This is a genomic window from Herbaspirillum sp. Her2 (assembly GCF_057961375.1).
On sequence record NZ_CM176331.1, the window covers coordinates 573,882 to 593,818 of the forward strand.

Sequence of the window (19,937 nt, forward strand, 5' to 3'; positions counted from 1 at the left end):
GCGTTCGTGGGAGGGGCTCAGGGCTTCCATGCGCCGGAATCGATACCGGTCACCAGGTTCTGCACCGCTTCGCGGATGGCCAGGTCAAGCACCTTGCCATTGAGCGTGGAGTCGTAGCTGGCGGTGCCGCCGAAACCGACGATCTCGCGGTTGTCCAGGCTGTATTCGCCTGCGCCTTGCGCCGAGTACACCACCTGCGAGGTGTTCACGTCCACGATGTTCAGGGCGACCTTGGCATAGGCCACCTGCGACTTGCCACGGCCAAGGATGCCGAACAGCTGGCGGTCGCCGGTTTCCTTGCGGCCGAACTCGGTGACGTCACCGGTGACCACATAGTTGGCACCCTTGAGGGTTTGCGTCTGTTTGTTCAGCTTGGCTTCCTGCGCCAGCTCGCCCATGTTGTCACGGTCCATCACGGAGAAGCGGTTGCTCTGCTGCAGATGGGTGATCAGGATGGTCTTGGCCTGGCCGCCCAGACGGTCCACGCCATCCGAGAAGATGCCGCGCAGATAGCTGGAACGGTTGTCGAACTTGCCGACGGCGATCGGGCTGCGCGCTCCCTGGTAGGCCTGTTGCGCGCTGGCCACCTGGGCCACCGGCAGACTGCGTGAATTCTCCGTGGCGCAACCCCCCAGCGCCGTCACCATGGCAACTGCCGCCACGGTCGTGACATACCTGCTAAACATAGTCTTTTCCCCGAATTGTTGATGTCGACAAGGGCAGCCCGACTGCCCTTCGATTCATGTTGATGCTCTCGAAAGTGTCGCACCTTGCGTGCTGGCAAGTTTCGAGGCGGCAATTTTATCAGTAGACAAGAGGAAAAGATGTAGAAAAATCGCTATTTCTTGATGAAATTTAACGGAAAAGCAGATCCCTTATCATGCTGATCACGGTCCGTGCGGGCCCGCATGATGGCGGGTGATATCATCCGCCTCACGCGGACGCCTGGCGTCCATCTTCATCAAGAATCAAGGCTATTCCCCACATGCGCGACATCATCAATGGCTTCCTGCGTTTCCAGCAGGATGTCTTCCCTTCCCGCAAAGAACTGTTCAAGAGCCTGGCCAACGGCCAGACGCCCACCACCCTGTTCATTTCCTGTTCCGACAGTCGCATGGTGCCCGAGCTGGTGACCCAGCGCGAACCGGGCGACCTGTTCGTCATCCGCAATGCCGGCAACATCGTGCCGTCCTTCGGTCCGGAGCCGGGCGGCGTGAGCGCCACGGTGGAATACGCGGTGGCCCAGCTGAAGGTGTCGGACATCGTCATCTGCGGCCACTCCGATTGCGGCGCCATGACGGCCGTGGCGACGTGCGCCTGCCTGGACCACATGCCGGCCGTGCGCAACTGGCTGCATCACACCGATGCCGCCCGGATGATCAACGAGTCGCGCCACCACGAAACCGAAAAGGACCGCATCGACGGCATGGTGCGCGAGAACGTGATTGCGCAACTGAACAACATCCGCACCCATCCCTCGGTGGCCGTGGCGCTGGCACAGGGCCGGCTGGGGCTGCATGGCTGGGTCTACGACATCGAGAGCGGGTCCATCCTGGCGCACGATACGGCGACCAATACCTTCGTGCCGCTGGCCCAGCATCCGGCAGCCAGCAGCAACGACTGACCTGCCTTGAGAAAGGCGCTGGTCAGAGGTTGAGCATTTTCATGCTGGCCTCGGTATAGCGCTCCCCGGCGGCTGCTCCGCGCGGGAAGACGGCCTCCAGCGCCATCAGGTCCTGCGCAGAAAGCTTCACCGAGAACGCGCCCGCGTTCTCTTCCAGATAGCGTCGGCGTTTGGTGCCGGGGATCGGCACGATGTGCGGGTCCTGGGCCATCACCCAGGCCAGGGCCAGCTGGCTCGGCGTGCAGCCATGCCGGGCTGCCATTTCCTTCACTTGCTCCACCAGCCGCAGGTTGCGGGCGAAATTCTCGCCTTGGAAGCGCGGATTGGTGCGGCGGAAATCATCCTCGGCCAGATCCTCGAAGCGTTGCAGCGCGCCCGTCAGGAAGCCCCGTCCCAGCGGGCTGTAGGCCACGAAGCCGATGCCCAGTGCGCGGCAGGTGGCCAGCACCTCGGTTTCCGGATCGCGCGTCCACAAGGAATATTCGCTTTGCAGCGCCGTCACCGGATGCACCCGGTGCGCCCGCTCCAGCGTGGCCGACGAGGCTTCGGACAAGCCGATGTAGCGGATCTTGCCGGCCTGCACCAGGTCGGCCAGCACGCCCATGGTGGCCTCGATGGGGGTGTTCGGATCCATGCGGTGCTGGTAGTAGAGATCGATGGTCTCGATGCCCAGGCGCTTGAGGCTGCCTTCCACCGCCTGGCGGATATAGGCCGGACTGCCGTCGACGCCGCGCGCGGAGGGATTGGCCGGATCGCGCCGGATGCCGAACTTGGTGGCGATGAAGAACTTGTCGCGACGGCCCTGGAGGGCGCGGCCGATCAGTTCTTCATTGGTGTAGGGGCCGTACATGTCGGCCGTGTCGAGCAGGTTGATGCCCAGCTCCAGGGCGCGGTCGATGGTGGCCAGCGATTCGGCGTCGTCGCGCTGCGCATAGAAATCGCTCATGCCCATGCAGCCCAGGCCGATGGCCGAGACCAGCGGGCCGTTGCTGCCCAGGCGGCGGGTACCCACGTGGGATTCCGGTTGCAGGTGAGAGGTGAGGGGTTCGGTCATGGTGCCATCCTTTCGGGGGGAGGAGCGTCGGCCTTGCTGCTGGGGAGTGCGCGGGCAGGTTCAGCACGGGCGTCTTGCTCCAGTTCGTCGTACAGGACCAGCTTGCGCTGCAGGACGGCCAGGTTCTCCTGCAGCTCGGCCAGGGTGTGTTGGACGCAAAGCGTATGCGCCTGCAGCATGGCTTTGCGTTCTCTGACGCTTTCCAGGGTATTGCCCTCGCGGCGCAGCTCGGCGTAGCGCAGCATGGCGCGCACCGGCAGACCTGTCGCCTTGAGCTTCTTCAGGAAATCGATCCAGTTCAGGTCTTCCTGGGTGTAGCGGCGATGGCGGTTGTCGCGCCGTTCCACCGGATCGAGCAGGCCGATGCGTTCGTAGTAACGCAGGGTATGCACCGACAGGCCGGTGGCGTCGGCCGCTTGGGCAATGGTGAGGGAAGTCGTCATGGCAGCCAGTCTAGAAGTTGGAGTGCGCTCCAAGTCAAGCGCTGTCTGCCATTATCGGCATTCAGATCGGAGTGCGCTGGTGGCGGCGAGTTCAAGGCCGCGCTTGCTGTGGGCGAGCGCCTTGGCAGCCAGTACAATGCGCGCTGCCTTCCTTTCTGTTTCGGAGAATTCCCGCATGCATATCGACGCCGCCACCCAACTCCTGCTCGACGCCCGCCACAGTGGTCTGGCCCTGGACTGGCGCCGCCTGGCCGTCGGCGATGCCGAGATCGCCTACGCCGTGCAGGACGCTCAACTGCAACGCCTGGGGCCGATCGGGGGCTGGAAGGTCGGGAGCAAGGGGGATGGCAGCCTGCCAGCTTGTGCGCCGCTGCCGGCCTCCGGCGTACTGGCCTCGGGAGCGCCATTGCGCGGGCCGCAATGGCGCATGCGCGGTCTGGAAGTGGAGTTGGCCTTGCGGGTCGGGCGTGATTACCATCCCGGCGATCAAGTGCCGGATGAGGCCGAGTTGCGCACGGTCTTTGACGCCATCCTGCCGGCCATCGAAGTGGTGGAGACGCGCCTCGGTCATCCGCCCTGTACCAACCCCTGGGCCGGCATGGCCGACCTGCAAAGCCACGGTGCCCTGATCATCGGTGCCGCCCAGCCGCTGCCGGCTACGCTTTCGTTGCGCCAGATCGCGGCCAGTCTGCACATCGACAGCCAGGAAATCACCCGCAGCACCGGCGGCAATCCGGCTGACCTGTGGCCCATGCTGGGCTGGCTGGCGCTGCATTGCGCGCGCCGTGGCCAGCCATGGCGCCAGGGCCAGGTCATCACGACCGGCTCCTGCACAGGGCTGCAGCTTGCACGCGCAGGGCGACAGATCGAGGGTGCGCTGGAGGGGATCGGTGCAGTTTCGTTCAGTTTCGCCAGCTGAACAGCAGCAACTTTTTACGTCATGAGCTGACCGATCAGGCGGCCCACTTCTGCATGCACCGCATCACGCCGGGCATCGGTGGCCGCATTTTCGGTGAGATAGACCGCAAACAGCAGCGGTGCGCCTTTCTCTGTCCACACCACGCCCACATCGTTGGCCGTGCCCAGCCGTCCCGTCCCGGTCTTGTCGCCGACCTTCCAGCCCTTGGGCAGGCCGGCGCGCACGCGCTTGTCGCCAGTCTGGTTGGCCACCAGCCATTGCGCAAGCTGCTGGCGCGAGGCAGGTGTCAGCGCATTGCCCAGCACCAGCTGGCGCAGGTCCGCAGTCATCGCGGCCGGAGTGGTGGTGTCGCGCGGGTCGCCGGGAACGGCTTCGTTGAGCGTGGGCTCATTGCGATCCAGCCGGGTCAGGTCATCGCCCAGCGACCGCACGAAGCGCGTCATGCCGGCGGGACCGTCCATGCTCTCCAGCATGAGATTGGCGGCGGTGTTGTCCGAAAGAGTGATGGCGGCCTCGCACAGCTGTGCCAGCGACAGGCCATCCCCGCCGGTGTGCTTGCCGGTGGTGGGCGAGTAGGGCACAAGGTCCTGCTGGCGATAGACGATACGGCGCGCCAGCTGCTCCTTGCCCTCGTCCACGCGACGCAGCACGGCGGCCGCCGCGAGGAACTTGAAGGTACTGCACATGGGGAAGCGCTCATCGGCACGATAGCCCCAGTGGCGGCCGCCGGCGGTATCGACCAGCGACACGCCCAGACGCCCGCCGATATCGGCTTCCAGCCGCGACAGCGTGGCGGTCAGTGCGGATGAGTCCACAGTTTTACTTGCGCCTTGCAGGCTGGCCGCCCAGCTGCGGCTGATCAGGCCGGCACCGGCCAGCGCGGCGACGGACAGAAAATGACGTCGTCCAGACATGGATACTCCTCGATGAATGATGGCAACAGGGCTGCATCATAGGCAGTAGTCGCGGTGCTCACAATTCACGATAATTGGACGCAAGCCCAAGAAAAACTGATGCCTGGAGTGTTCATGTACCTGCCCCTCAATGCCTTGCGCGCCTTCGAAGTCTCGGCCCGCCATCTCTCCTTCACGCGCGCCGCCGAGGAATTGAGCGTGACCCAGACCGCCGTCAGCATGCAGGTCAAGAATCTGGAGCAGCGGCTGGGCGTGACCCTGTTCCGTCGCCTGCCACGCGGCCTGGCCCTCACCGACGAAGGGCTGGCGCTGCTGCCGGTGGTGGCGCAATCCTTCGGGCGCATCGCCGATGTGCTGGCCCAGTTCGAAGATGGCCGGCGCCGCGAGGTGCTCACCGTCGGGGTGGTCGGAACGTTCGCCGTGGGTTGGCTCATGCCGCGCCTGCGCGAATTCCAGCAGCAGCATCCCTTCGTCGACCTGCGCCTGCTCGCCAACAACAACCGTGTCGACCTGGCCGGTGAGGGGCTCGATTATGCGATTCGTTTTGGCGATGGTGCATGGCATGGCACCGAGGCTGAACGTCTGTTCGAAGCGCCACTGGCACCCATGTGCGCACCGGAGATTGCCGCGCGTTTGCGCACGCCCTCCGACCTGGCGGCCGAGACGCTGCTGCGGTCCTATCGCAGTGACGAGTGGCACCGCTGGTTTGCGGCCGCCGCTGCGCCTTGCCCGCCCTTGCGCGGCTTCGTATTCGACTCCTCGCTGGCGCTGGCTGAAGCGGCTGCGCAAGAGGCCGGCGTGGCGCTGTTGCCGGTGATGATGTTCGAGCGCGAATTGCGGCAGGGGCGGCTGGTCTGCCCCTTCGAACAGCGCATCGTGCTCGGTGCCTACTGGCTCACGCGCTTGAAGTCACGCCCGCAAACCGCCGCCATGGCGGCTTTCCGGACATGGCTGAAGGTGCAGGCAGGCTGCGTGTAGGGTTGACTGAAGTGATGATTACGCGCAACAACCACAGCCATGTCAGAGAAATCCTGATAGACGCGCGGCCTGCATGCACCTAGAATAAATGATATAAACAATTTATACGGTTCGTGCCGGCCGTATGAGTCGACACCATGGACAGACCGGCACTGGCAGAAAACCTTCGGGAGCCTGCCATCAGTCAATAGTGAAAGGGGGTAAGTCATGCACTACTTCGCACAACTCTATCGCAAGCTGGTTGATTTTCTCAATGACTCCAGTGAACTCGACACCGGTTCGCACCGCGGTGCGCCGCATTGCTGCAGCCTGTATTCGGGCTTGTCGAGCATGTCGCAGGAAGAGCAGCGTCACTGACATCGCGAGTCATTGACTCGTCACGCCTGCCTCACCTGCCGACCCGGGCCGCGCCAGCGCCCCGGGTTTTTCTTTGTCTGCACGGACAACACTGTACGTTTTGGAGATTGCATCGTTTCTCTAACGAGTGTCATCAGGAATTTTCCGCTAATCAATCCGCTCAAGATGTAATACAGTCGGGCCACAAGCCGGGGCGATGTCGCGGCGAAGCAACTTCACTCAGGCTCAGATGACACAACTCAAAAAAATCAGCGTCGACGACTTGGCCGTGGGCATGTATTTTTCCGGTTTCGATGGCCCCTGGATCGACAATCCGTTCTGGCGCAGCAAGTTCCTGATCGAGCAGGCCGCAGACATCAGCCGCGCCCGCAGCGCCGGCTTTGAGTTCTGCTGGATCGACGTCGCGCTGGGCCGGGATGTCATTCCGGGTAGCGCCGTCGAAGCAATGGACGTGGCCGCAGAACCGCGTGTGAAGCCGGTGCCGCTCACGCCAGAGGACGAGTATCGCAACGAACTGAGCGAAGCGCTGCGGCTCTACGAGAGCGCCAAGGTATCGACGCAGCAGATGTTCCGGCAGGCGCGCCTGGGCAAGACCCTGGATGTCGCGCAATGCCAGGACCTGGTGGAAGAAATCGCCGCCTCGGTCACGCGCAATTCGAATGCCCTGCTCAGCATCATCCGCTTGAAGCGCGCCGACGAATACACCTACCTGCATTCCATTGCCGTCTGCACCATGATGGTGGCCCTGGCACGCACCCTGGGCATGGACAATACGGCCTGCAAGGAAGCCGGACTGGCCGGCTACCTGCACGACGTGGGCAAGGCCTTCATTCCGCTCGACGTGCTCAACAAGCCCGGCAAGCTGACCGATCAGGAATTCCGCATCATCCAGCGCCATACCACGCTGGGCTATGAATACCTGAGCGGCTTCGCGGGTGTGCCGGATTATGTGCTCGACGTCTGCCTGCATCATCACGAAAAGATCGATGGCACCGGCTATCCGGGGCGTCAGCAGGGCAACCAGATCGATCTGTATTCGCGCATGGCGGCGGTGTGTGACGTGTATGACGCCATCACCTCCGACCGCACCTACAAATCCGCCTGGGATCCGGCAGAATCGCTGGCTCGCATGGCCAGCTGGAGCGGCCACTTTGATCGCCCCATCTTCCTGACCTTCGTCAAGACGCTGGGGATCTATCCCATCGGATCCATCGTCAAGCTGCGTTCAGGCCGCACAGCACTGGTGATTCGCCAGAATCACAAGGACCTGACCAAGCCGGTGGTCAAGGCGTTTACGACGGCGCTCTCGATCGAATCGCTGGAGAGCGAGATCATCGATCTGTCCTCGCCGGACCAGGATGATGTGATCAGCGAACGCAGCGGCCAGGACTGGATCCGCAGCAATGGACTGGTGCTGGATTCGCTCAAGGCACTGGTGGAAGGAAACGAGCGACCGGGTGAGCCGGGGCATCAGGGGCAATAGTTGTTTGAGGGCGAAACCCCGTTGCGCGCCTGCGCACCGGGGTTTTTTATTGCAGGCAGTAGCTGCATTCAGCGGGTGCCGAGGATGTGCGCGATGCGTTCCTCATTGGCCGGATGGCTGGACAGGTAACGTGCTGCCGGACTGTCCTTGCTCTTGCCCATGTCTTCCAGTTTCTCGAACACCAGCGCCAGTTTCTGGCGCGGCAGGCCATTGGCCTTGAACATGGCGATGGCGTAATCATCGGCCTCGCGTTCGATATCGCGCGAATACTTCAGATCCAGCAAGACCGTCGGGATGTTGGCCAGGACCGCCGAGACATCGCCGAACAGCAAGGTGGCCGTGGCCGCGATGGCCGAACTCTGGATCAGCCGCCGCATCAGGTGGCGCCGGTGCACATGCCCCAGTTCATGGGCCAGCACACCCATGAGGGCGTCATCATCATCAAGCAGCTGCACGATCTCATCGGTGACCACGATCTGGCCCGAGGGCAGGGCGAAGGCGTTGGGACCGATGCGGCTCTTGCGGAACACGATCTGGTAGTCGGGCGCATCCGCCATCGGCGCGGTCAGGGCACGAAAGCGCGACGTGATGCCCTTGGCCCGCTGGGCGTCGAGCTGGCTGGGGGCCAATACGTGCTGGTCGAGGAAGTCCAGCGTACCTTGACCGACCTGGCGATCCACCGCCACCGGCAGGATGGCCGTGATGCCCTGCGCGGCCAGCGGCAGCAGGTACAGGTAGCTCAGTACCACCACCGCGACCAGCGCCGCGCAGGCCGCCAGCGCATGCCGCCAGCTTTGCTGCAAGCGGACCACCAGTGAATCCCGGTGGCCGGTTTCATGCAGCAAGGCGCTGAAGGCCGCCCCATCGATGATTTCCAGATAGGCACCGTCAGGGAAGCTGACCTTGCGCGCTGCCCGGTTCAGGCGCTCGGAGACGCGCAATTGGGCGATCGGACAGTCCCGCTCCACCTCGCCGCGCACCTGGGCCATGCCATCGCTGACGTCCAGCGTCACCTGGTAACGTTTTGACGTCTTGCCATCGTAGTAGGAAGCGGAGACCGTCATGGCTTACATCGACAGATCGAAGTCGAGCAGGTCGCCCAGGCCTTCGCCGGTGGCCGAGCCGGGTGATTCGCTGGAAGCGATGAAGTCATCCAGGCTGCCCGCCGGCAGCAGCGTCACCGACTCGATGCGGTAGCGCATCATGCGGATTTGCGCGAAGGGGGTGAACAGCCCCAGCGTGAACGCGATGCCGAGCACGTTGGTGAGCAGGATGATGGCGGTGCGGCCCCAGCGCATGCGGCTTTCGAAGCGATGTTCGCCCAGGCGCGTGTTGTTCCACACCAGGTTTTGCAGCAGCGTGATCCACAGCGGAATGATCAGGAAAGACCAGGCATACAGGGCGAACAACATCAGCCCGAACGCGGCGATCGAGCCCGCACCCGACTGCACCGACTGGAACAGTGCCACGCCGCCAAAGCCGACCACGATGAGCACCGAGCCGGCGATCCAGCCGCCGATACCGGCCGCGAAGGCCAGATAGAACGCGCCGACCGAACCGTGGAAGGAAAAGTGGGTGGCACCGAAGCGCGCTTCATTGTGCTGGAAGCGCTTGAAGCGCTGCGCTGCCATCGGCATCAACAGGCCCAGGCTGAAACCCGACATCATGGGCCACAGCAGGAAGTTCTTGAATGCGCCGCCGAAGCTGCCGCGAAAACCGAAGCGGATGCCGCGATAGCTGGTGTTGTAGAGCTTGAACTGCAGACTGCGCCAGATCAGCCAGGGACTGGCCAGCATCAAGGCCAGCGCGGCAATCAGGCCCAGCAGGAGGTTGATGTAGCCGGCGATCTGGTACGCCACGATCAGCACGACGGCCAGGATGCGTCCCTTGAGGATGGCGACGGGGTTGCCGTGATAGTCGAAGCTGGCCCCGGCCACCGAGGTGTTGTCGTAGAAGTAGCGCAGCCGACGCACTTTGGCCCAGGCCGAATAGATGCCCAGCGTAACGATCGACAGCAGCAGGTTGACGATCCAGATGCGGAAATATTCGGAGCCGCGTCCGCTGAAGGTAAAGGCCTGCGGTGCACTGTGGTCGGCCGAGTCACGCAGGGCGGTCGCGAAATTGCCGGGCGCCGCCGGAACGGAAGGCGAGGGAAGGGAAGATTCAGGCAAGTCAGGATGATCGTTCATGGAAGCTCTTGTATTGGTCGTTGTATGGAAGAGGTCTGCCGATGGGGTCGGGCAAGAATCCATTGCTCGCAAGTAAAAGTCAAGTTGTCGCTGATCACCACGCTGCTTGTATGGATGTTGTAGGGACCGGCCTCGCATTTGTTCGTGCTTCACTGGTCTGACCTTCTGCAGAAATGCACTGTTTGTGCGAACATTGCTGCCCGAACGCGGTCAAGGCAAGGGCGTGGCTGAGCTGGAAACAGCACGGCCATGCAGCAGCAATTGCCCCTGTGATTCATCTTCGCGCCAAACAAAAGTTTCCTGAACGCCGCCCGGTCTCCACGCCGGGCGGCGTTTGCCAACCAAAGGAGCCACCATCCATGTCCACGTCCTGGAACACCGCCGCCATCGCCGAGAAGCTCGGCATCCCCGTCGCCGACCTCGGCATCGAGACCATCGCCCATAGCGCCGATGGCATCGATTACGAAAGCGTCCTGCTCTACAACAAGGCACAGCCGCCGGTGTCGGGCGTGCTGACCATCCCCAACTATTTCGGCCTGCGCCAGCAGGCGCTGGAAATCGCAGCCACCACCATCGGTGCCGGCCATGCCATCCTGGTGGCCGACGTGTTCGGCAAGAGCCTGCGTCCGACCAATCCGGACGAAGCTCTGGCCGCCATCCTCCCGCTGAAGAAGGATCGCGCCGAACTGCGCAAGCGCATGCACGGCGTGCTGAAGGTCTTGCGCGAGCAGACCTTCGTCAAGCTGGATGCAGGCAAGCTGGGCGCCAGCGGTTTCTGCTTCGGCGGCACCGCTGCGCTGGAACTGGCGCGTGATGGTGCGGACGTGCGCGGCACGGTGTCGCTGCACGGTGCGCTCGATACCCCGGCCCCGGGCGAGAGCAAGGTCAAGGGAGCGGTCCTGGTGCTGCACGGCGTGCAGGACCCGTCGGTGCCGCGCGATCAGGTCAATGGCTTCATCGACGAAATGAGCGCGCTCAAGGTTGACTGGCAACTGGTCAACTATGGCTTGGCCGGCCACTCCTTCACCGATCCGGATGCCAACCATCCCGGCTTCTTCTACCACCGCCAGACGGCAGAACGCGCCGCGGTCGCATTGCAGGCCTTCTTCGGCGAAGTGCTGGCCTGATGTCTTGAAGCAGGGCGGGGCCGATGCCCTGCCGAACTGATTCATCCACCTGTGCAGCGGTGCCCGGAGCCGCTGCACAGGCAGTCTCACGATAACAAGAAGAGAGTGCGTCCGTCCGGTACGCAGGGGAGCGTTCATCCTTGCCGCGCCGCTCGCGCCAGCATCCTGCATTGCCCTCGTCAAATCCCACGTCCAAAGGATACTCATGTCACAAGATAAAGAGCCCAGGCGGCGCTTCCTGCGCCAGGTGTTGGCCATCGTCCCAGCCGCGACCACGCTAGGCGGAGCCACCACCGTTGCGGTCAGCCAGCCGGCAATGGCCGACAGCAGCGAACCCGGCAAGCCCCGCGCCTACACGCCCACCTACTTCACCGCGCCTGAATGGGCCTTCCTCAACGCCGCCGTCGATCACCTCATCCCCTCCGACCAGTACGGTGCCGGTGCGCTCGAAACCGGCGTGCCCGAGTTCATCGACCGCCAGATGGAAACCCCCTACGGCGCCGGCAAGCTCTGGTACATGCAAGGTCCCTTCCACCCGGACAGCGTGCCGGAACTCGGCTACCAGCTCTCGCTGGTGCCGCGCGACATCTACCGCCAGGGCATCGCTGCCTGCAATGACTGGTGCAGCAAGAACCATGGCAAGGTCTTCGCCGAACTCGACAAGGCCAAGCAGCTGGACGTGCTCAAGATGATGGAAAGCGGCAAGATCGCTTTCGATACCGTGCCCGCCAAGACCTTCTTCAGCTTCATGCTGGGCAATACCAAGGAAGGCTATTTTGCCGACCCGATGTACGGCGGCAACCAGAAGATGGGCGGCTGGAAGATGGTCGGCTTCCCCGGTGCGCGCGCCGATTACGCCGACTGGGTCGATCAATACAACGTCAAATATCCATACGGCCCCGTGTCGATTCTGAGAGAGAAGGGCTGATCATGGCTATCAAAAAAGACAAAGTGGATGTAGTGATGGTGGGCCTGGGCTGGACCGGCTCCATCATGGGCATGGAGCTCACCGAAGCCGGCCTGAACGTGCTGGCGCTGGAACGCGGCGACATGCGTGACACCAACACCGACACGCCTTATCCGAAGGCCGTCGATGAACTGAAATACTCCGTGCGCGGCGCGCTGTTCCAGGACCTCTCGCGCGAGACCGTGACGATTCGTCATACGCTCTCGGATGTGGCCGTGCCCTACCGCCAGCATGGTTCCTTCCTGCTGGGCGATGGCGTGGGCGGTGCCGGTTTCCACTGGAACGGCATGATGTACCGCAACCTGCCCGAAGAGCTGGAAATGCGCACGCACCACGAGCAGAAATACGGCAAGAAATTCATCCCCGAGGACATGACCATCCAGGACCATGGCGTGACCTACAAGGAGCTGGAGCCTTTCTACGATTTCTCGGAAAAGGTCATGGCGGTTTCCGGCAAGGCCGGCAATCTCAAGGGCCAGATCGTGGCCGGCGGCAATCCGCTGGAAGGCGAGCGCAGCGATGAATTCCCGACCCCGCCGCTGCAGTACCAGTACAGCGCTTCGCTGGTCGAGAAGGCCATGCGCGACGTCGGCCACCACCCTTATCCGGCCCCCGCGGCCAATGCTTCGCAGCCCTTCACCAATCCGTATGGCGTGCGCATCGGCCCCTGCAATTACTGCGGCTTCTGCGAAAACTACGGCTGCTACATGTATTCCAAGGCATCGCCGCAGACCACCATCCTGCCCGTACTGTTGAAGCGCAAGAACTTCGAGGTACGCACCAAGGCCCAGGTCATCAAGGTCAACCTGGATGCCTCCGGCAAGCGTGCCACCGGCGTCACCTACATCGACGCCCAGGGCCGCGAAGTCGAGCAGCCCGCCGACCTGGTCCTGCTGACCGCCTTCCAGACCCACAACGTGCGCCTGCTGCTGCTCTCGGGCATCGGTAAGCCCTATGACCCGGTCTCCGGCGAAGGCGTGGTCGGCAAGAACTTCGCCTACCAGTACAACGGCGGCATCAACGTGGTCATGCCCAAGGGCACGCAGTTCAATCCGTTCATCGGCACCGGTGCCGGTGGCGTGGGCATGGATGACCTCAACGCCGACCAGTTCGATCACGGTCCGCTGGGCTTCATCGGCGGTGCCTCGATTCGTCACGTGCGCTATGGCGGTCGTCCCATCAAGCAGGCCGGCACCATGCCGGGCGAGAAGGTCCCCAACTGGGGTTCTGAATGGAAGGCCAGCGTGCAGGATGCCTACCAGCGCACGCTCACCATCGGCATGTCCGGTTCGGTGATGGCGTATCGCGATTGCTACCTGTCGCTGGATCCGACCTACAAGGATGCCAATGGCCAGCCGCTCTTGCGCATGACCCTGAACTGGAAGGAGAACGAAGGCAAGATGCTGACCTACATCGCCGGCGAGATGGAGAAGGTCGGCCAGGCCATGAATCCGGAGAAGGTCGTCAAGGCGGTACGCAAGACTGGCTCGTCGTGGGATACGCGGGTCTATCAATCGACCCACCTGACCGGGGGCGCCATCATGGGCACGACGCCCAAGAACAGCGTGGTCAACAAGTACCTGCAAAGCTGGGATGTGCCCAACGTGTTCGTCTACGGCGCTTGCGCCTTCCCGCAGAACATGGGCTACAACCCGACCGGGCTGGTCACGGCGCTGGCGTATCACTCCGCCAAGGCCATCCGTGAGCAGTATCTGAAAAACCCCGGCCCGCTGGTGCAGGCATAAGGATGACGACCATCATGATCAAGCATTATTTCATCGCCGCCTGTGCGGCTGTCATGTCGCTGTCCGCCTTCACCGCAGCAGCGCAGAGCAGTGCCGCCGCTCCCTCGGCCGACCAGCAGCTGGTGCAGCGTGGCGAGTACCTGGCCAAGGCCGGTGACTGCGTGGCCTGCCACACCGCCAAGGGCGGCAAGCCCTTTGCGGGTGGCTTGCCCATAGCCACGCCCATCGGCACGGTGTATTCGTCCAACATCACGCCGGACAAGGACCACGGCATCGGCAACTACAGCGAAGAGGATTTCGACCGTGCGCTGCGTCACGGCATCCGCAAGGATGGCGCGTCGCTCTATCCGGCCATGCCGTATCCCTCCTACGCCAAGGTCAAGCCGGCAGACGTGAAGGCGCTCTATGCCTACTTCATGCAGGGCGTGCAGGCCGATCCCGTACCCAATCGCGGTGTGGACATCACCTGGCCCCTGTCGATGCGCTGGCCGTTGTCGGTGTGGCGCAAGGTGTTCGCGCCGGCAGTGGCGGCCGATGGTCCGGAGGACAACAGTCCTCTGGTCCGCGGCCAATACCTGGTCGAAGGCCTGGGCCACTGTGGCGCCTGCCACACCCCGCGCGGCGTGGGCATGCAGGAGAAGGCGCTGTCCAATGACAGCAGCCAGTTCCTCTCCGGTGGCGTGATCGACGGCTACCTGGCCAACAACCTGCGCGGTGACGCCCGCGACGGTCTGGGCAACTGGAGCGAGGCCGACATCGTGGCCTTCCTCAAGACCGGCCGCAACAGCCATTCCGCTGCCTTTGGCGGCATGGCCGACGTGGTGGCCAACAGTACCCAGTACATGACCGGGGAAGATCTCTCGGCCATGGCCAAGTACCTGAAGTCCTTGAAGGCGGTGAAGGAGGGCACGCCAGCGCTGGCCTATGACGACAAGACCCACCAGGCCTTGCGCAAAGGCAGCGACCAGAGTCCGGGCGCCATGGCGTTCCTGAACAACTGCGCGGCCTGCCACCGCAGCAGCGGGAAGGGATATGAAGAAACCTTCCCGACCCTGGCCTTGTCGCCGACGGTCAATGCCGAGAACCCGGCTTCGCTGATCCGCATCGTGCTGGAGGGGGCCGAAATGCCGTGGACCCACAAGGCACCGACACAGTTCGCCATGCCGGGCTTTGCCAGCCGGCTGTCGGACCAGGAAGTGGCCGATGTGGTCACCTTCATCCGTAGCAGCTGGGGTAACCAGGCGTCTTCGGTGAACGCGTCCGATGTGGCCAAGGTACGCAAGCAGCTGCCGGAGAAGAAAACGGTGGAGGCGGGGAGTGCGCCGCTGGCCAAGCAGTAAGGTCTAGTCGACCCGCTGTGCCGCTTTAAAGAAAAGCCCGGCGTTCTTGCGAACGCCGGGCTTTCTTCTTGCCGCACAGGATGCAGGGTGAAGCTTTATTCCTTCACCGCCCCGGTCATCCCCGACACGTAATACTCCACAAAGAACGAATACACCACCGCCACCGGCAGCGAGCCCAGGAGCGCCCCGGCCATCAGTGCGCCCCAGTGGTAGACGTCGCCTTCCACCAGTTCGGTGACGATGCCCACCGGCACCGTCTTCACCTCGGACGAGGAGATGAAAGTCAGCGCATAGATGAACTCGTTCCAGGACAGCGTGAAGGCAAAGATGCCCGCCGAGATCAAGCCCGGCACCGCCAGCGGCAGGATGATCTTGACCAGGATCTCCCAGCGGGTGGCGCCATCGATGAGCGCGCACTCTTCCAGCTCATAAGGAATCGAGCGGAAGTAGCCCATCAGCAACCAGGTGCAGAACGGGATCAGGAAGGTCGGATAGGTCAGGATCAGCGCCCAGCGCGTATCGAACAGCCCCAGCTTGAACACGATCGCCGCCAGCGGAATGAACAGGATCGAGGGCGGGATCAGGTAGGCCAGGAAGATGCCCAGCCCGACCTGCTTGGAGCCCTGGAAGCGCAGGCGTTCGATCGCATAGGCGGCAAAGACGCTGGCCGCCAGCGAGGCGAAGGTCGACACCACCGACACGATCACCGTGTTGAGCAGCCAGGCCGGATACTGGGTCTGGAACAGCAGTTTCTTGAAGTGCGCCAGCGTCGGGGCAACGACCCAGAAGGGGTTGCCGGTCTGCGAGAGCAATTCATTGTCCGGTTTGAAGGCCGTGATCACCATCCAGTAGAACGGGAACAGCAGCACGAACAGGAAGATCAGCAGCGGAATGTAGATCGTCACCCAGCGGCGCGGTGTCGATTGCAGGAAATCCATGCCTTGGGTTTCCTGCTGGTCGTCTTTTTTCTTGGCCATTATTTGTCACCTCCTTGTTGCCAGCCGCGACGTTGCAGGCCGAAATACGAGAACATGATCGCTGCCAGCAGGAAGGGAATCATGTAGGTTGCCAGTGCCGCGCCTTCACCCAGGGCACCGCCGGGAATGGCGCGCTGGAAGGAGAGCGTGGCCATCAGGTGCGTCGCATTGAGCGGACCGCCACGCGTGAGCACATAGATCAGCTGGAAGTCGGTGAAGGTGAACAGCACCGAGAAGGTCATCACCACCGCAATGATGGGCGTGAGCAAGGGCAGCGTCACGTGGCGGAACTGCTGCCAGGGCGTGGCACCGTCGATGGCGGCCGCCTCATAGAGCGAGGGCGAGATCGTCTGCAGGCCCGCCAGCAGCGAGATCGCCACGAAGGGAATGCCGCGCCAGACGTTGGCAAAGACGGTGGACCAGCGCGCATTCCACGGGTCGCCCAGGAAGTCGATGTAGCGGTCGATCAGGCCCATCTTGTGCAGGGCCCAGCTGATGACGGAGAACTGTGCGTCATACAGCCACCAGAAGGCCAGGGCCGAGAGCGCAGTCGGCACGATCCAGGGCAACAGCACGATGGCGCGGAAGAAGGTCTTCAGCGGCACGTTCTTGTTGAGCAGGATGGCCAGCCACAGGCCCAGTGCGAATTTCAGGATGCTGGCGCTGACCGTGTAGAACACGGTATTGAACAGCGACAGCTGCGCAAGCGAATCGCCGGCCAGGTAAGTGTAGTTGTCCAGGCCGATGAAGCTGCCTTCGCCGCCGATCTTGGTATCGGTGAAGCCCAGCCAGATGCCCAGGCCCAGCGGGTAGGTCAGGAACACCACCAGCAGGATCACGGCCGGGGCCATGAACAGCATGCCCAGTACGTTACGGTTGTTCAGGAATCGGGATAGCATGATGTGCCTCGATGAAAGGGCCGCAAGCCAGGCCTGCGGCCAATACGGTAGTGACGCGTCGCGATGCGCCAGCGCGGCGGGACCGGGTCGGCAAGCCCTGACAACCTGCCCCTTTGCCCGCTGTCCCGAGGGAACCCGGACCCGCCTTGCTGACGTTCAGGCTGCTGCCATCAGGTCTTGTAATACCGCTTGGCGCGTTCGGCCGCACGGTCGATCGCCTGCTGCACGGTCTTGGCGCCCGAGGCGGCCTCGGCCACCATGTCCACCACCACGTAGTCCGCCATGCAGGCCGCCGAGGCCTGTCCCAGCGGGCCTTCGTGGCCATGGTCCAGCATCAGCGAGGCCGAGTCGCGGTACACCGTGGCCTTCGGGTCGTCGGTCCAGACCGGGTTCTTCTCGTAGGCCTTCAGCGGCTGGCTGACGTAGCCGATGGAGGCCTTCATCCACGGGTTGTACTGGTCCGGCTCAAACATGAATTGCACGAAGGCCTTGGCCGCATTGGGAAACTTGGTGTGCTTGAACACCATCATCTGCGTGATCTGCATCAGCTCGGTGGGCTTGCCGGCCGGGCCGACCGGGAAGTGCGCGTGCTGGGTATCCTTGGCGATGTCCTGCAGCTTGGGATCCTGCGAGTTCTTGGCGGCGTAATACACCGAGATACCGTTGGCCGTGAGGCTGATCTGGCCATCCAGGTAGGCCTTGTTGTTGGACGGATCCTGCCACGACAGGGTGCCGGGCACGAAGGTGGCATAGAGCTGCTTGGCGTATTCCAGCGCGGCGCGGGTCTCGGCCGAGTTGATGGCGACCTGGCCGTTCTTGTTCACCAGCTTGCCGCCATGCGACCACAGCAGCCAGTGCGCCCAGTTGTTGGCGTCACCGACGGCCTTGCCCAGGGCGAAGCCGACCGGAGTGTCCTTGGCCTTCAAGGCCTGGCACAGCTTGAGGAAGCCGGCCGTGTCCTTGGGAATGGCATCGAAGCCGGCCGCCTTGATCTGGCTTTCGCGATAGACCAGGGCATTGCCGATCACGCCCAGCGGCAGGGCGATCCACTTGCCGTCCTTGGTGCCGTACTTGCGGCAGACGTCGTACCAGCCGCCATAACGCTTGCCCAGCGAGTCGGCCAGGTCGGTCATGTCGACCAGCTTGGTCGGGTACTGCTGCGGGTCGTCGAACCAGCCCAGCACGATGTCCGGACCGCTGCCCACGTTGGCGGCCACGGCCGATTTCGGACGCACGTCTTCCCAGCCTTCGCTGTCGGTGCGCACGGCCACGCCGGTCAGTTCGGTGAATTTCTTGACGTTGGCGTTCCACAGGTCTTCATCGCCCTGGACGAAACGCTTCCAGCGCAGGATACGCAAGGTCGCGCCCTGTTCGATGGGGTACTTGATGCTGTCGGCGCCAGCCGCGCCGGGGCCTGCGGCAAAGGCGTTCACGCCCATGCTCGATGCGGCTGCGGCGGCAGCGCTGGTGACCAGGAATTCGCGTCGTGTCAGCTTGCTCATGTCTCCTACTCCTTCGGTTGAAAGTCGAATTGGACCGCTCTCGAACGGCTGTTCTTGCGGATGGACTCTTTTTCTTGTGATGCTGCGCTACGGGTGGTGCTTGGCTTACTGCAGTGATGGTGCGTTGGATCAGCGGGCCGCCAGCGACTTGCCCGATTCGGCGTCAAACAGGTGCGTGCGGCTGTGGTCGGGAACCAGGTGGATCACGTCGCCCGCGCCGAAATCATGGCGCTCGCGGAAGATCGAGGTGAGGCTGGTCTCGCCGAAGCGCGAGAACACTTCGGTATCGGCCCCGGTCGGTTCCACCACGATGACCTTGGTGGCAATGCCTTGCCCGGCCGCACCGATGGCCAGGTGCTCGGGACGCACGCCGTAGGTGACCTTCTGCCCGTCATTGCCCTGCAGGGCGCTGCCATAGGGCGCTGGCACGCGGGTGCCATCGGCGAACTCGACTTCTGCTGCGCCACCGCCACCGTTGCGGCGCAGGGTGGCAGGGATGAAATTCATTGCAGGAGAGCCGATGAAACCGGCCACGAACAGGTTGGCCGGATGGTCGTACAGGTCCAGCGGACGGCCGCGCTGTTCCACCAGGCCATCGCGCATGACCACGATCTGGTCGGCCATGGTCATGGCTTCGATCTGGTCGTGGGTGACATAGATGGAGGTGGTCTTCAAGCGCTGGTGCAGTTCCTTGATCTCGGTGCGCATCTGCACGCGCAGCTTGGCATCGAGGTTGGAGAGCGGTTCGTCGAACAGGAACACCTGCGGATCGCGCACGATGGCGCGGCCCATGGCCACGCGCTGGCGCTGGCCGCCCGAGAGCTGGCGCGGATAGCGGTCCAGCAGCTGGTTCAGGCCGAGGATGTCGGCGGCCTTTTTGACGCGTTCTTCCACGAAGGACTTGTCCTTCTTGGCCAGGGTCAGCGAGAAGGCCATGTTGTCGCGCACCGTCATGTGCGGATAGAGCGCGTAGTTCTGGAACACCATGGCGATGTCGCGGTCCTTGGGCTGGACGTTGTTGACCACGGTGCCGCCGATGAGGATCTCGCCGCCGGTGATTTCCTCCAGTCCCGCCAGCATGCGCAGCAGCGTCGACTTGCCGCAGCCGGACGGACCGACCAGGACGGTGAATTCGCCATCGGCGATATCGATGTCGACGCCCCGGATGATCTGGGTGCTGCCGAACTGTTTCTTGACTGCGCGGATCTGTACTGATGCCATCAAATGCTCCTCGTGTCTATCCTCGTATCGACGCTGCGGAACCGGTTCCAGGCGGAGCCGTTCACAACGCACTTTGTTCAGGCACGTCCTGTGGAGGGACGCGTGGAAGATCCTGCCGGTCTTCCTTTTTTTCGTTGTCTACACTGATGCTGCGCCGGCTGGCGGCAGGCGCGGTGCTGCGTTGGCGCCCCGTTGCCG

19 protein-coding genes are annotated in these 19,937 nt (G+C 63.2%); 9 read left to right on the forward strand and 10 right to left on the reverse strand.

Annotation, left to right across the window (positions count from 1 at the left end):
* Positions 1 to 17: 17 nt before the first annotated feature.
* The gene (locus tag ACWHXP_RS02535) at positions 18 to 686 is read right to left on the reverse strand and encodes a CsgG/HfaB family protein (RefSeq protein WP_134223027.1); all 669 of its coding nucleotides are present in this window, start codon (positions 684 to 686) and stop codon (positions 18 to 20) included.
* A 299-nt stretch (positions 687 to 985) separates the two neighbouring features.
* Between ACWHXP_RS02535 and ACWHXP_RS02540 the strand changes: the two genes are divergently transcribed.
* Positions 986 to 1,624 carry a carbonic anhydrase gene (locus ACWHXP_RS02540; RefSeq protein ID WP_034338314.1) on the forward strand — a complete coding sequence of 213 codons (639 nt, stop codon included), beginning with the start codon at positions 986 to 988 and terminating at the stop codon, positions 1,622 to 1,624.
* A gap of 22 nt (positions 1,625 to 1,646) precedes the next feature.
* On the opposite strand, the gene ACWHXP_RS02545 is transcribed toward ACWHXP_RS02540, so the two are convergent.
* Both ACWHXP_RS02545 and ACWHXP_RS02550 read right to left on the reverse strand, forming a co-directional pair.
* Positions 1,647 to 2,678: an aldo/keto reductase gene (locus ACWHXP_RS02545; protein ID WP_121045185.1), complete on the reverse strand. Its 1,032-nt coding sequence runs from the start codon at positions 2,676 to 2,678 to the stop codon at positions 1,647 to 1,649.
* Positions 2,675 to 3,121, reverse strand: coding sequence for a MerR family transcriptional regulator (locus ACWHXP_RS02550; RefSeq protein WP_121045183.1), 447 nt, complete (start codon positions 3,119 to 3,121; stop codon positions 2,675 to 2,677). The genes ACWHXP_RS02545 and ACWHXP_RS02550 overlap by 4 nt, the downstream gene beginning before the upstream one ends.
* Before the next feature lie 175 nt (positions 3,122 to 3,296).
* On the opposite strand from ACWHXP_RS02550, the gene ACWHXP_RS02555 reads away from it, so the two are divergent.
* Entirely contained in the window at positions 3,297 to 4,040 is a 744-nt protein-coding gene (locus ACWHXP_RS02555; RefSeq protein ID WP_489634572.1) for a fumarylacetoacetate hydrolase family protein, read from the forward strand.
* Between the two features lie 14 nt (positions 4,041 to 4,054).
* Here ACWHXP_RS02555 and bla read toward each other — a convergent pair whose 3' ends face one another.
* Complete coding sequence (bla, locus tag ACWHXP_RS02560; protein WP_121045179.1) at positions 4,055 to 4,954, reverse strand: class A beta-lactamase; 900 nt, start codon at positions 4,952 to 4,954, stop codon at positions 4,055 to 4,057.
* Positions 4,955 to 5,068: 114 nt separating this feature from the next.
* Here bla and ACWHXP_RS02565 point away from each other — a divergent pair, with 114 nt between their 5' ends.
* From ACWHXP_RS02565 to ACWHXP_RS02575, 3 genes are all read left to right on the forward strand, one after another.
* Positions 5,069 to 5,932: a LysR family transcriptional regulator gene (locus ACWHXP_RS02565; RefSeq protein ID WP_489634571.1), complete on the forward strand. Its 864-nt coding sequence runs from the start codon at positions 5,069 to 5,071 to the stop codon at positions 5,930 to 5,932.
* A 207-nt stretch (positions 5,933 to 6,139) separates the two neighbouring features.
* Entirely contained in the window at positions 6,140 to 6,289 is a 150-nt protein-coding gene (locus ACWHXP_RS02570) for a hypothetical protein (protein WP_166675078.1), read from the forward strand.
* A gap of 229 nt (positions 6,290 to 6,518) precedes the next feature.
* Positions 6,519 to 7,772 (forward strand): HD-GYP domain-containing protein, encoded by a 1,254-nt coding sequence (locus ACWHXP_RS02575; RefSeq protein ID WP_489623471.1) that lies wholly within the window; start codon positions 6,519 to 6,521, stop codon positions 7,770 to 7,772.
* A 68-nt stretch (positions 7,773 to 7,840) separates the two neighbouring features.
* Here the strand turns inward: ACWHXP_RS02575 and ACWHXP_RS02580 are convergent, their stop codons facing one another.
* Positions 7,841 to 8,836: a M48 family metallopeptidase gene (locus ACWHXP_RS02580; protein ID WP_134223021.1), complete on the reverse strand. Its 996-nt coding sequence runs from the start codon at positions 8,834 to 8,836 to the stop codon at positions 7,841 to 7,843.
* A 3-nt stretch (positions 8,837 to 8,839) separates the two neighbouring features.
* Positions 8,840 to 9,961, reverse strand: a complete 1,122-nt coding sequence (locus ACWHXP_RS02585; protein WP_343742058.1) for a YjgN family protein — start codon at positions 9,959 to 9,961, stop codon at positions 8,840 to 8,842.
* Positions 9,962 to 10,320: 359 nt separating this feature from the next.
* On the opposite strand from ACWHXP_RS02585, the gene ACWHXP_RS02590 reads away from it, so the two are divergent.
* From ACWHXP_RS02590 to ACWHXP_RS02605, 4 genes are all read left to right on the forward strand, one after another.
* Positions 10,321 to 11,088 carry a dienelactone hydrolase family protein gene (locus ACWHXP_RS02590; protein WP_489634570.1) on the forward strand — a complete coding sequence of 256 codons (768 nt, stop codon included), beginning with the start codon at positions 10,321 to 10,323 and terminating at the stop codon, positions 11,086 to 11,088.
* Positions 11,089 to 11,293: 205 nt separating this feature from the next.
* On the forward strand, positions 11,294 to 12,016 hold the full coding sequence (locus ACWHXP_RS02595) for a gluconate 2-dehydrogenase subunit 3 family protein (RefSeq protein ID WP_489634569.1): 723 nt from the start codon (positions 11,294 to 11,296) through the stop codon (positions 12,014 to 12,016).
* Between the two features lie 2 nt (positions 12,017 to 12,018).
* On the forward strand, positions 12,019 to 13,800 hold the full coding sequence (locus ACWHXP_RS02600; protein WP_489634568.1) for a GMC family oxidoreductase: 1,782 nt from the start codon (positions 12,019 to 12,021) through the stop codon (positions 13,798 to 13,800).
* A gap of 14 nt (positions 13,801 to 13,814) precedes the next feature.
* On the forward strand, positions 13,815 to 15,140 hold the full coding sequence (locus tag ACWHXP_RS02605; protein ID WP_489635881.1) for a cytochrome c: 1,326 nt from the start codon (positions 13,815 to 13,817) through the stop codon (positions 15,138 to 15,140).
* A gap of 95 nt (positions 15,141 to 15,235) precedes the next feature.
* On the opposite strand, the gene ACWHXP_RS02610 is transcribed toward ACWHXP_RS02605, so the two are convergent.
* From ACWHXP_RS02610 to ACWHXP_RS02625, 4 genes are all read right to left on the reverse strand, one after another.
* Positions 15,236 to 16,117: a carbohydrate ABC transporter permease gene (locus ACWHXP_RS02610; protein WP_039784561.1), complete on the reverse strand. Its 882-nt coding sequence runs from the start codon at positions 16,115 to 16,117 to the stop codon at positions 15,236 to 15,238.
* Positions 16,117 to 17,016, reverse strand: a complete 900-nt coding sequence (locus tag ACWHXP_RS02615) for a carbohydrate ABC transporter permease (RefSeq protein WP_039784562.1) — start codon at positions 17,014 to 17,016, stop codon at positions 16,117 to 16,119. Before ACWHXP_RS02615 ends, ACWHXP_RS02610 begins: the two co-directional genes overlap by 1 nt.
* A gap of 170 nt (positions 17,017 to 17,186) precedes the next feature.
* Positions 17,187 to 18,518: an ABC transporter substrate-binding protein gene (locus tag ACWHXP_RS02620; RefSeq protein ID WP_489623469.1), complete on the reverse strand. Its 1,332-nt coding sequence runs from the start codon at positions 18,516 to 18,518 to the stop codon at positions 17,187 to 17,189.
* A 129-nt stretch (positions 18,519 to 18,647) separates the two neighbouring features.
* A complete protein-coding gene (locus ACWHXP_RS02625; protein WP_209567304.1) occupies positions 18,648 to 19,739 on the reverse strand; it encodes an ABC transporter ATP-binding protein in 1,092 nt (363 codons plus the stop codon).
* Positions 19,740 to 19,937 lie beyond the last annotated feature (198 nt).

What these genes read in the sequence shown, in the direction of transcription:
- ACWHXP_RS02610 (WP_039784561.1), bottom strand. Translation starts at nt 16,117, where the DNA reads ATGGCCAAGAAAAAAGACGACCAGCAGGAAACCCAAGGCATGGATTTC.
- ACWHXP_RS02555 (WP_489634572.1), top strand. Translation starts at nt 3,297, where the DNA reads ATGCATATCGACGCCGCCACCCAACTCCTGCTCGACGCCCGCCACAGT.
- ACWHXP_RS02620 (WP_489623469.1), bottom strand. Translation starts at nt 18,518, where the DNA reads ATGAGCAAGCTGACACGACGCGAATTCCTGGTCACCAGCGCTGCCGCC.
- ACWHXP_RS02600 (WP_489634568.1), top strand. Translation starts at nt 12,019, where the DNA reads ATGGCTATCAAAAAAGACAAAGTGGATGTAGTGATGGTGGGCCTGGGC.
- ACWHXP_RS02595 (WP_489634569.1), top strand. Translation starts at nt 11,294, where the DNA reads ATGTCACAAGATAAAGAGCCCAGGCGGCGCTTCCTGCGCCAGGTGTTG.
- ACWHXP_RS02535 (WP_134223027.1), bottom strand. Translation starts at nt 686, where the DNA reads ATGTTTAGCAGGTATGTCACGACCGTGGCGGCAGTTGCCATGGTGACG.
- ACWHXP_RS02565 (WP_489634571.1), top strand. Translation starts at nt 5,069, where the DNA reads ATGTACCTGCCCCTCAATGCCTTGCGCGCCTTCGAAGTCTCGGCCCGC.
- ACWHXP_RS02540 (WP_034338314.1), top strand. Translation starts at nt 986, where the DNA reads ATGCGCGACATCATCAATGGCTTCCTGCGTTTCCAGCAGGATGTCTTC.
- ACWHXP_RS02625 (WP_209567304.1), bottom strand. Translation starts at nt 19,739, where the DNA reads ATGGCATCAGTACAGATCCGCGCAGTCAAGAAACAGTTCGGCAGCACC.
- ACWHXP_RS02570 (WP_166675078.1), top strand. Translation starts at nt 6,140, where the DNA reads ATGCACTACTTCGCACAACTCTATCGCAAGCTGGTTGATTTTCTCAAT.
- ACWHXP_RS02575 (WP_489623471.1), top strand. Translation starts at nt 6,519, where the DNA reads ATGACACAACTCAAAAAAATCAGCGTCGACGACTTGGCCGTGGGCATG.
- ACWHXP_RS02585 (WP_343742058.1), bottom strand. Translation starts at nt 9,961, where the DNA reads ATGAACGATCATCCTGACTTGCCTGAATCTTCCCTTCCCTCGCCTTCC.
- ACWHXP_RS02550 (WP_121045183.1), bottom strand. Translation starts at nt 3,121, where the DNA reads ATGACGACTTCCCTCACCATTGCCCAAGCGGCCGACGCCACCGGCCTG.
- ACWHXP_RS02580 (WP_134223021.1), bottom strand. Translation starts at nt 8,836, where the DNA reads ATGACGGTCTCCGCTTCCTACTACGATGGCAAGACGTCAAAACGTTAC.
- ACWHXP_RS02590 (WP_489634570.1), top strand. Translation starts at nt 10,321, where the DNA reads ATGTCCACGTCCTGGAACACCGCCGCCATCGCCGAGAAGCTCGGCATC.
- bla (WP_121045179.1), bottom strand. Translation starts at nt 4,954, where the DNA reads ATGTCTGGACGACGTCATTTTCTGTCCGTCGCCGCGCTGGCCGGTGCC.
- ACWHXP_RS02615 (WP_039784562.1), bottom strand. Translation starts at nt 17,016, where the DNA reads ATGCTATCCCGATTCCTGAACAACCGTAACGTACTGGGCATGCTGTTC.
- ACWHXP_RS02605 (WP_489635881.1), top strand. Translation starts at nt 13,815, where the DNA reads ATGATCAAGCATTATTTCATCGCCGCCTGTGCGGCTGTCATGTCGCTG.
- ACWHXP_RS02545 (WP_121045185.1), bottom strand. Translation starts at nt 2,678, where the DNA reads ATGACCGAACCCCTCACCTCTCACCTGCAACCGGAATCCCACGTGGGT.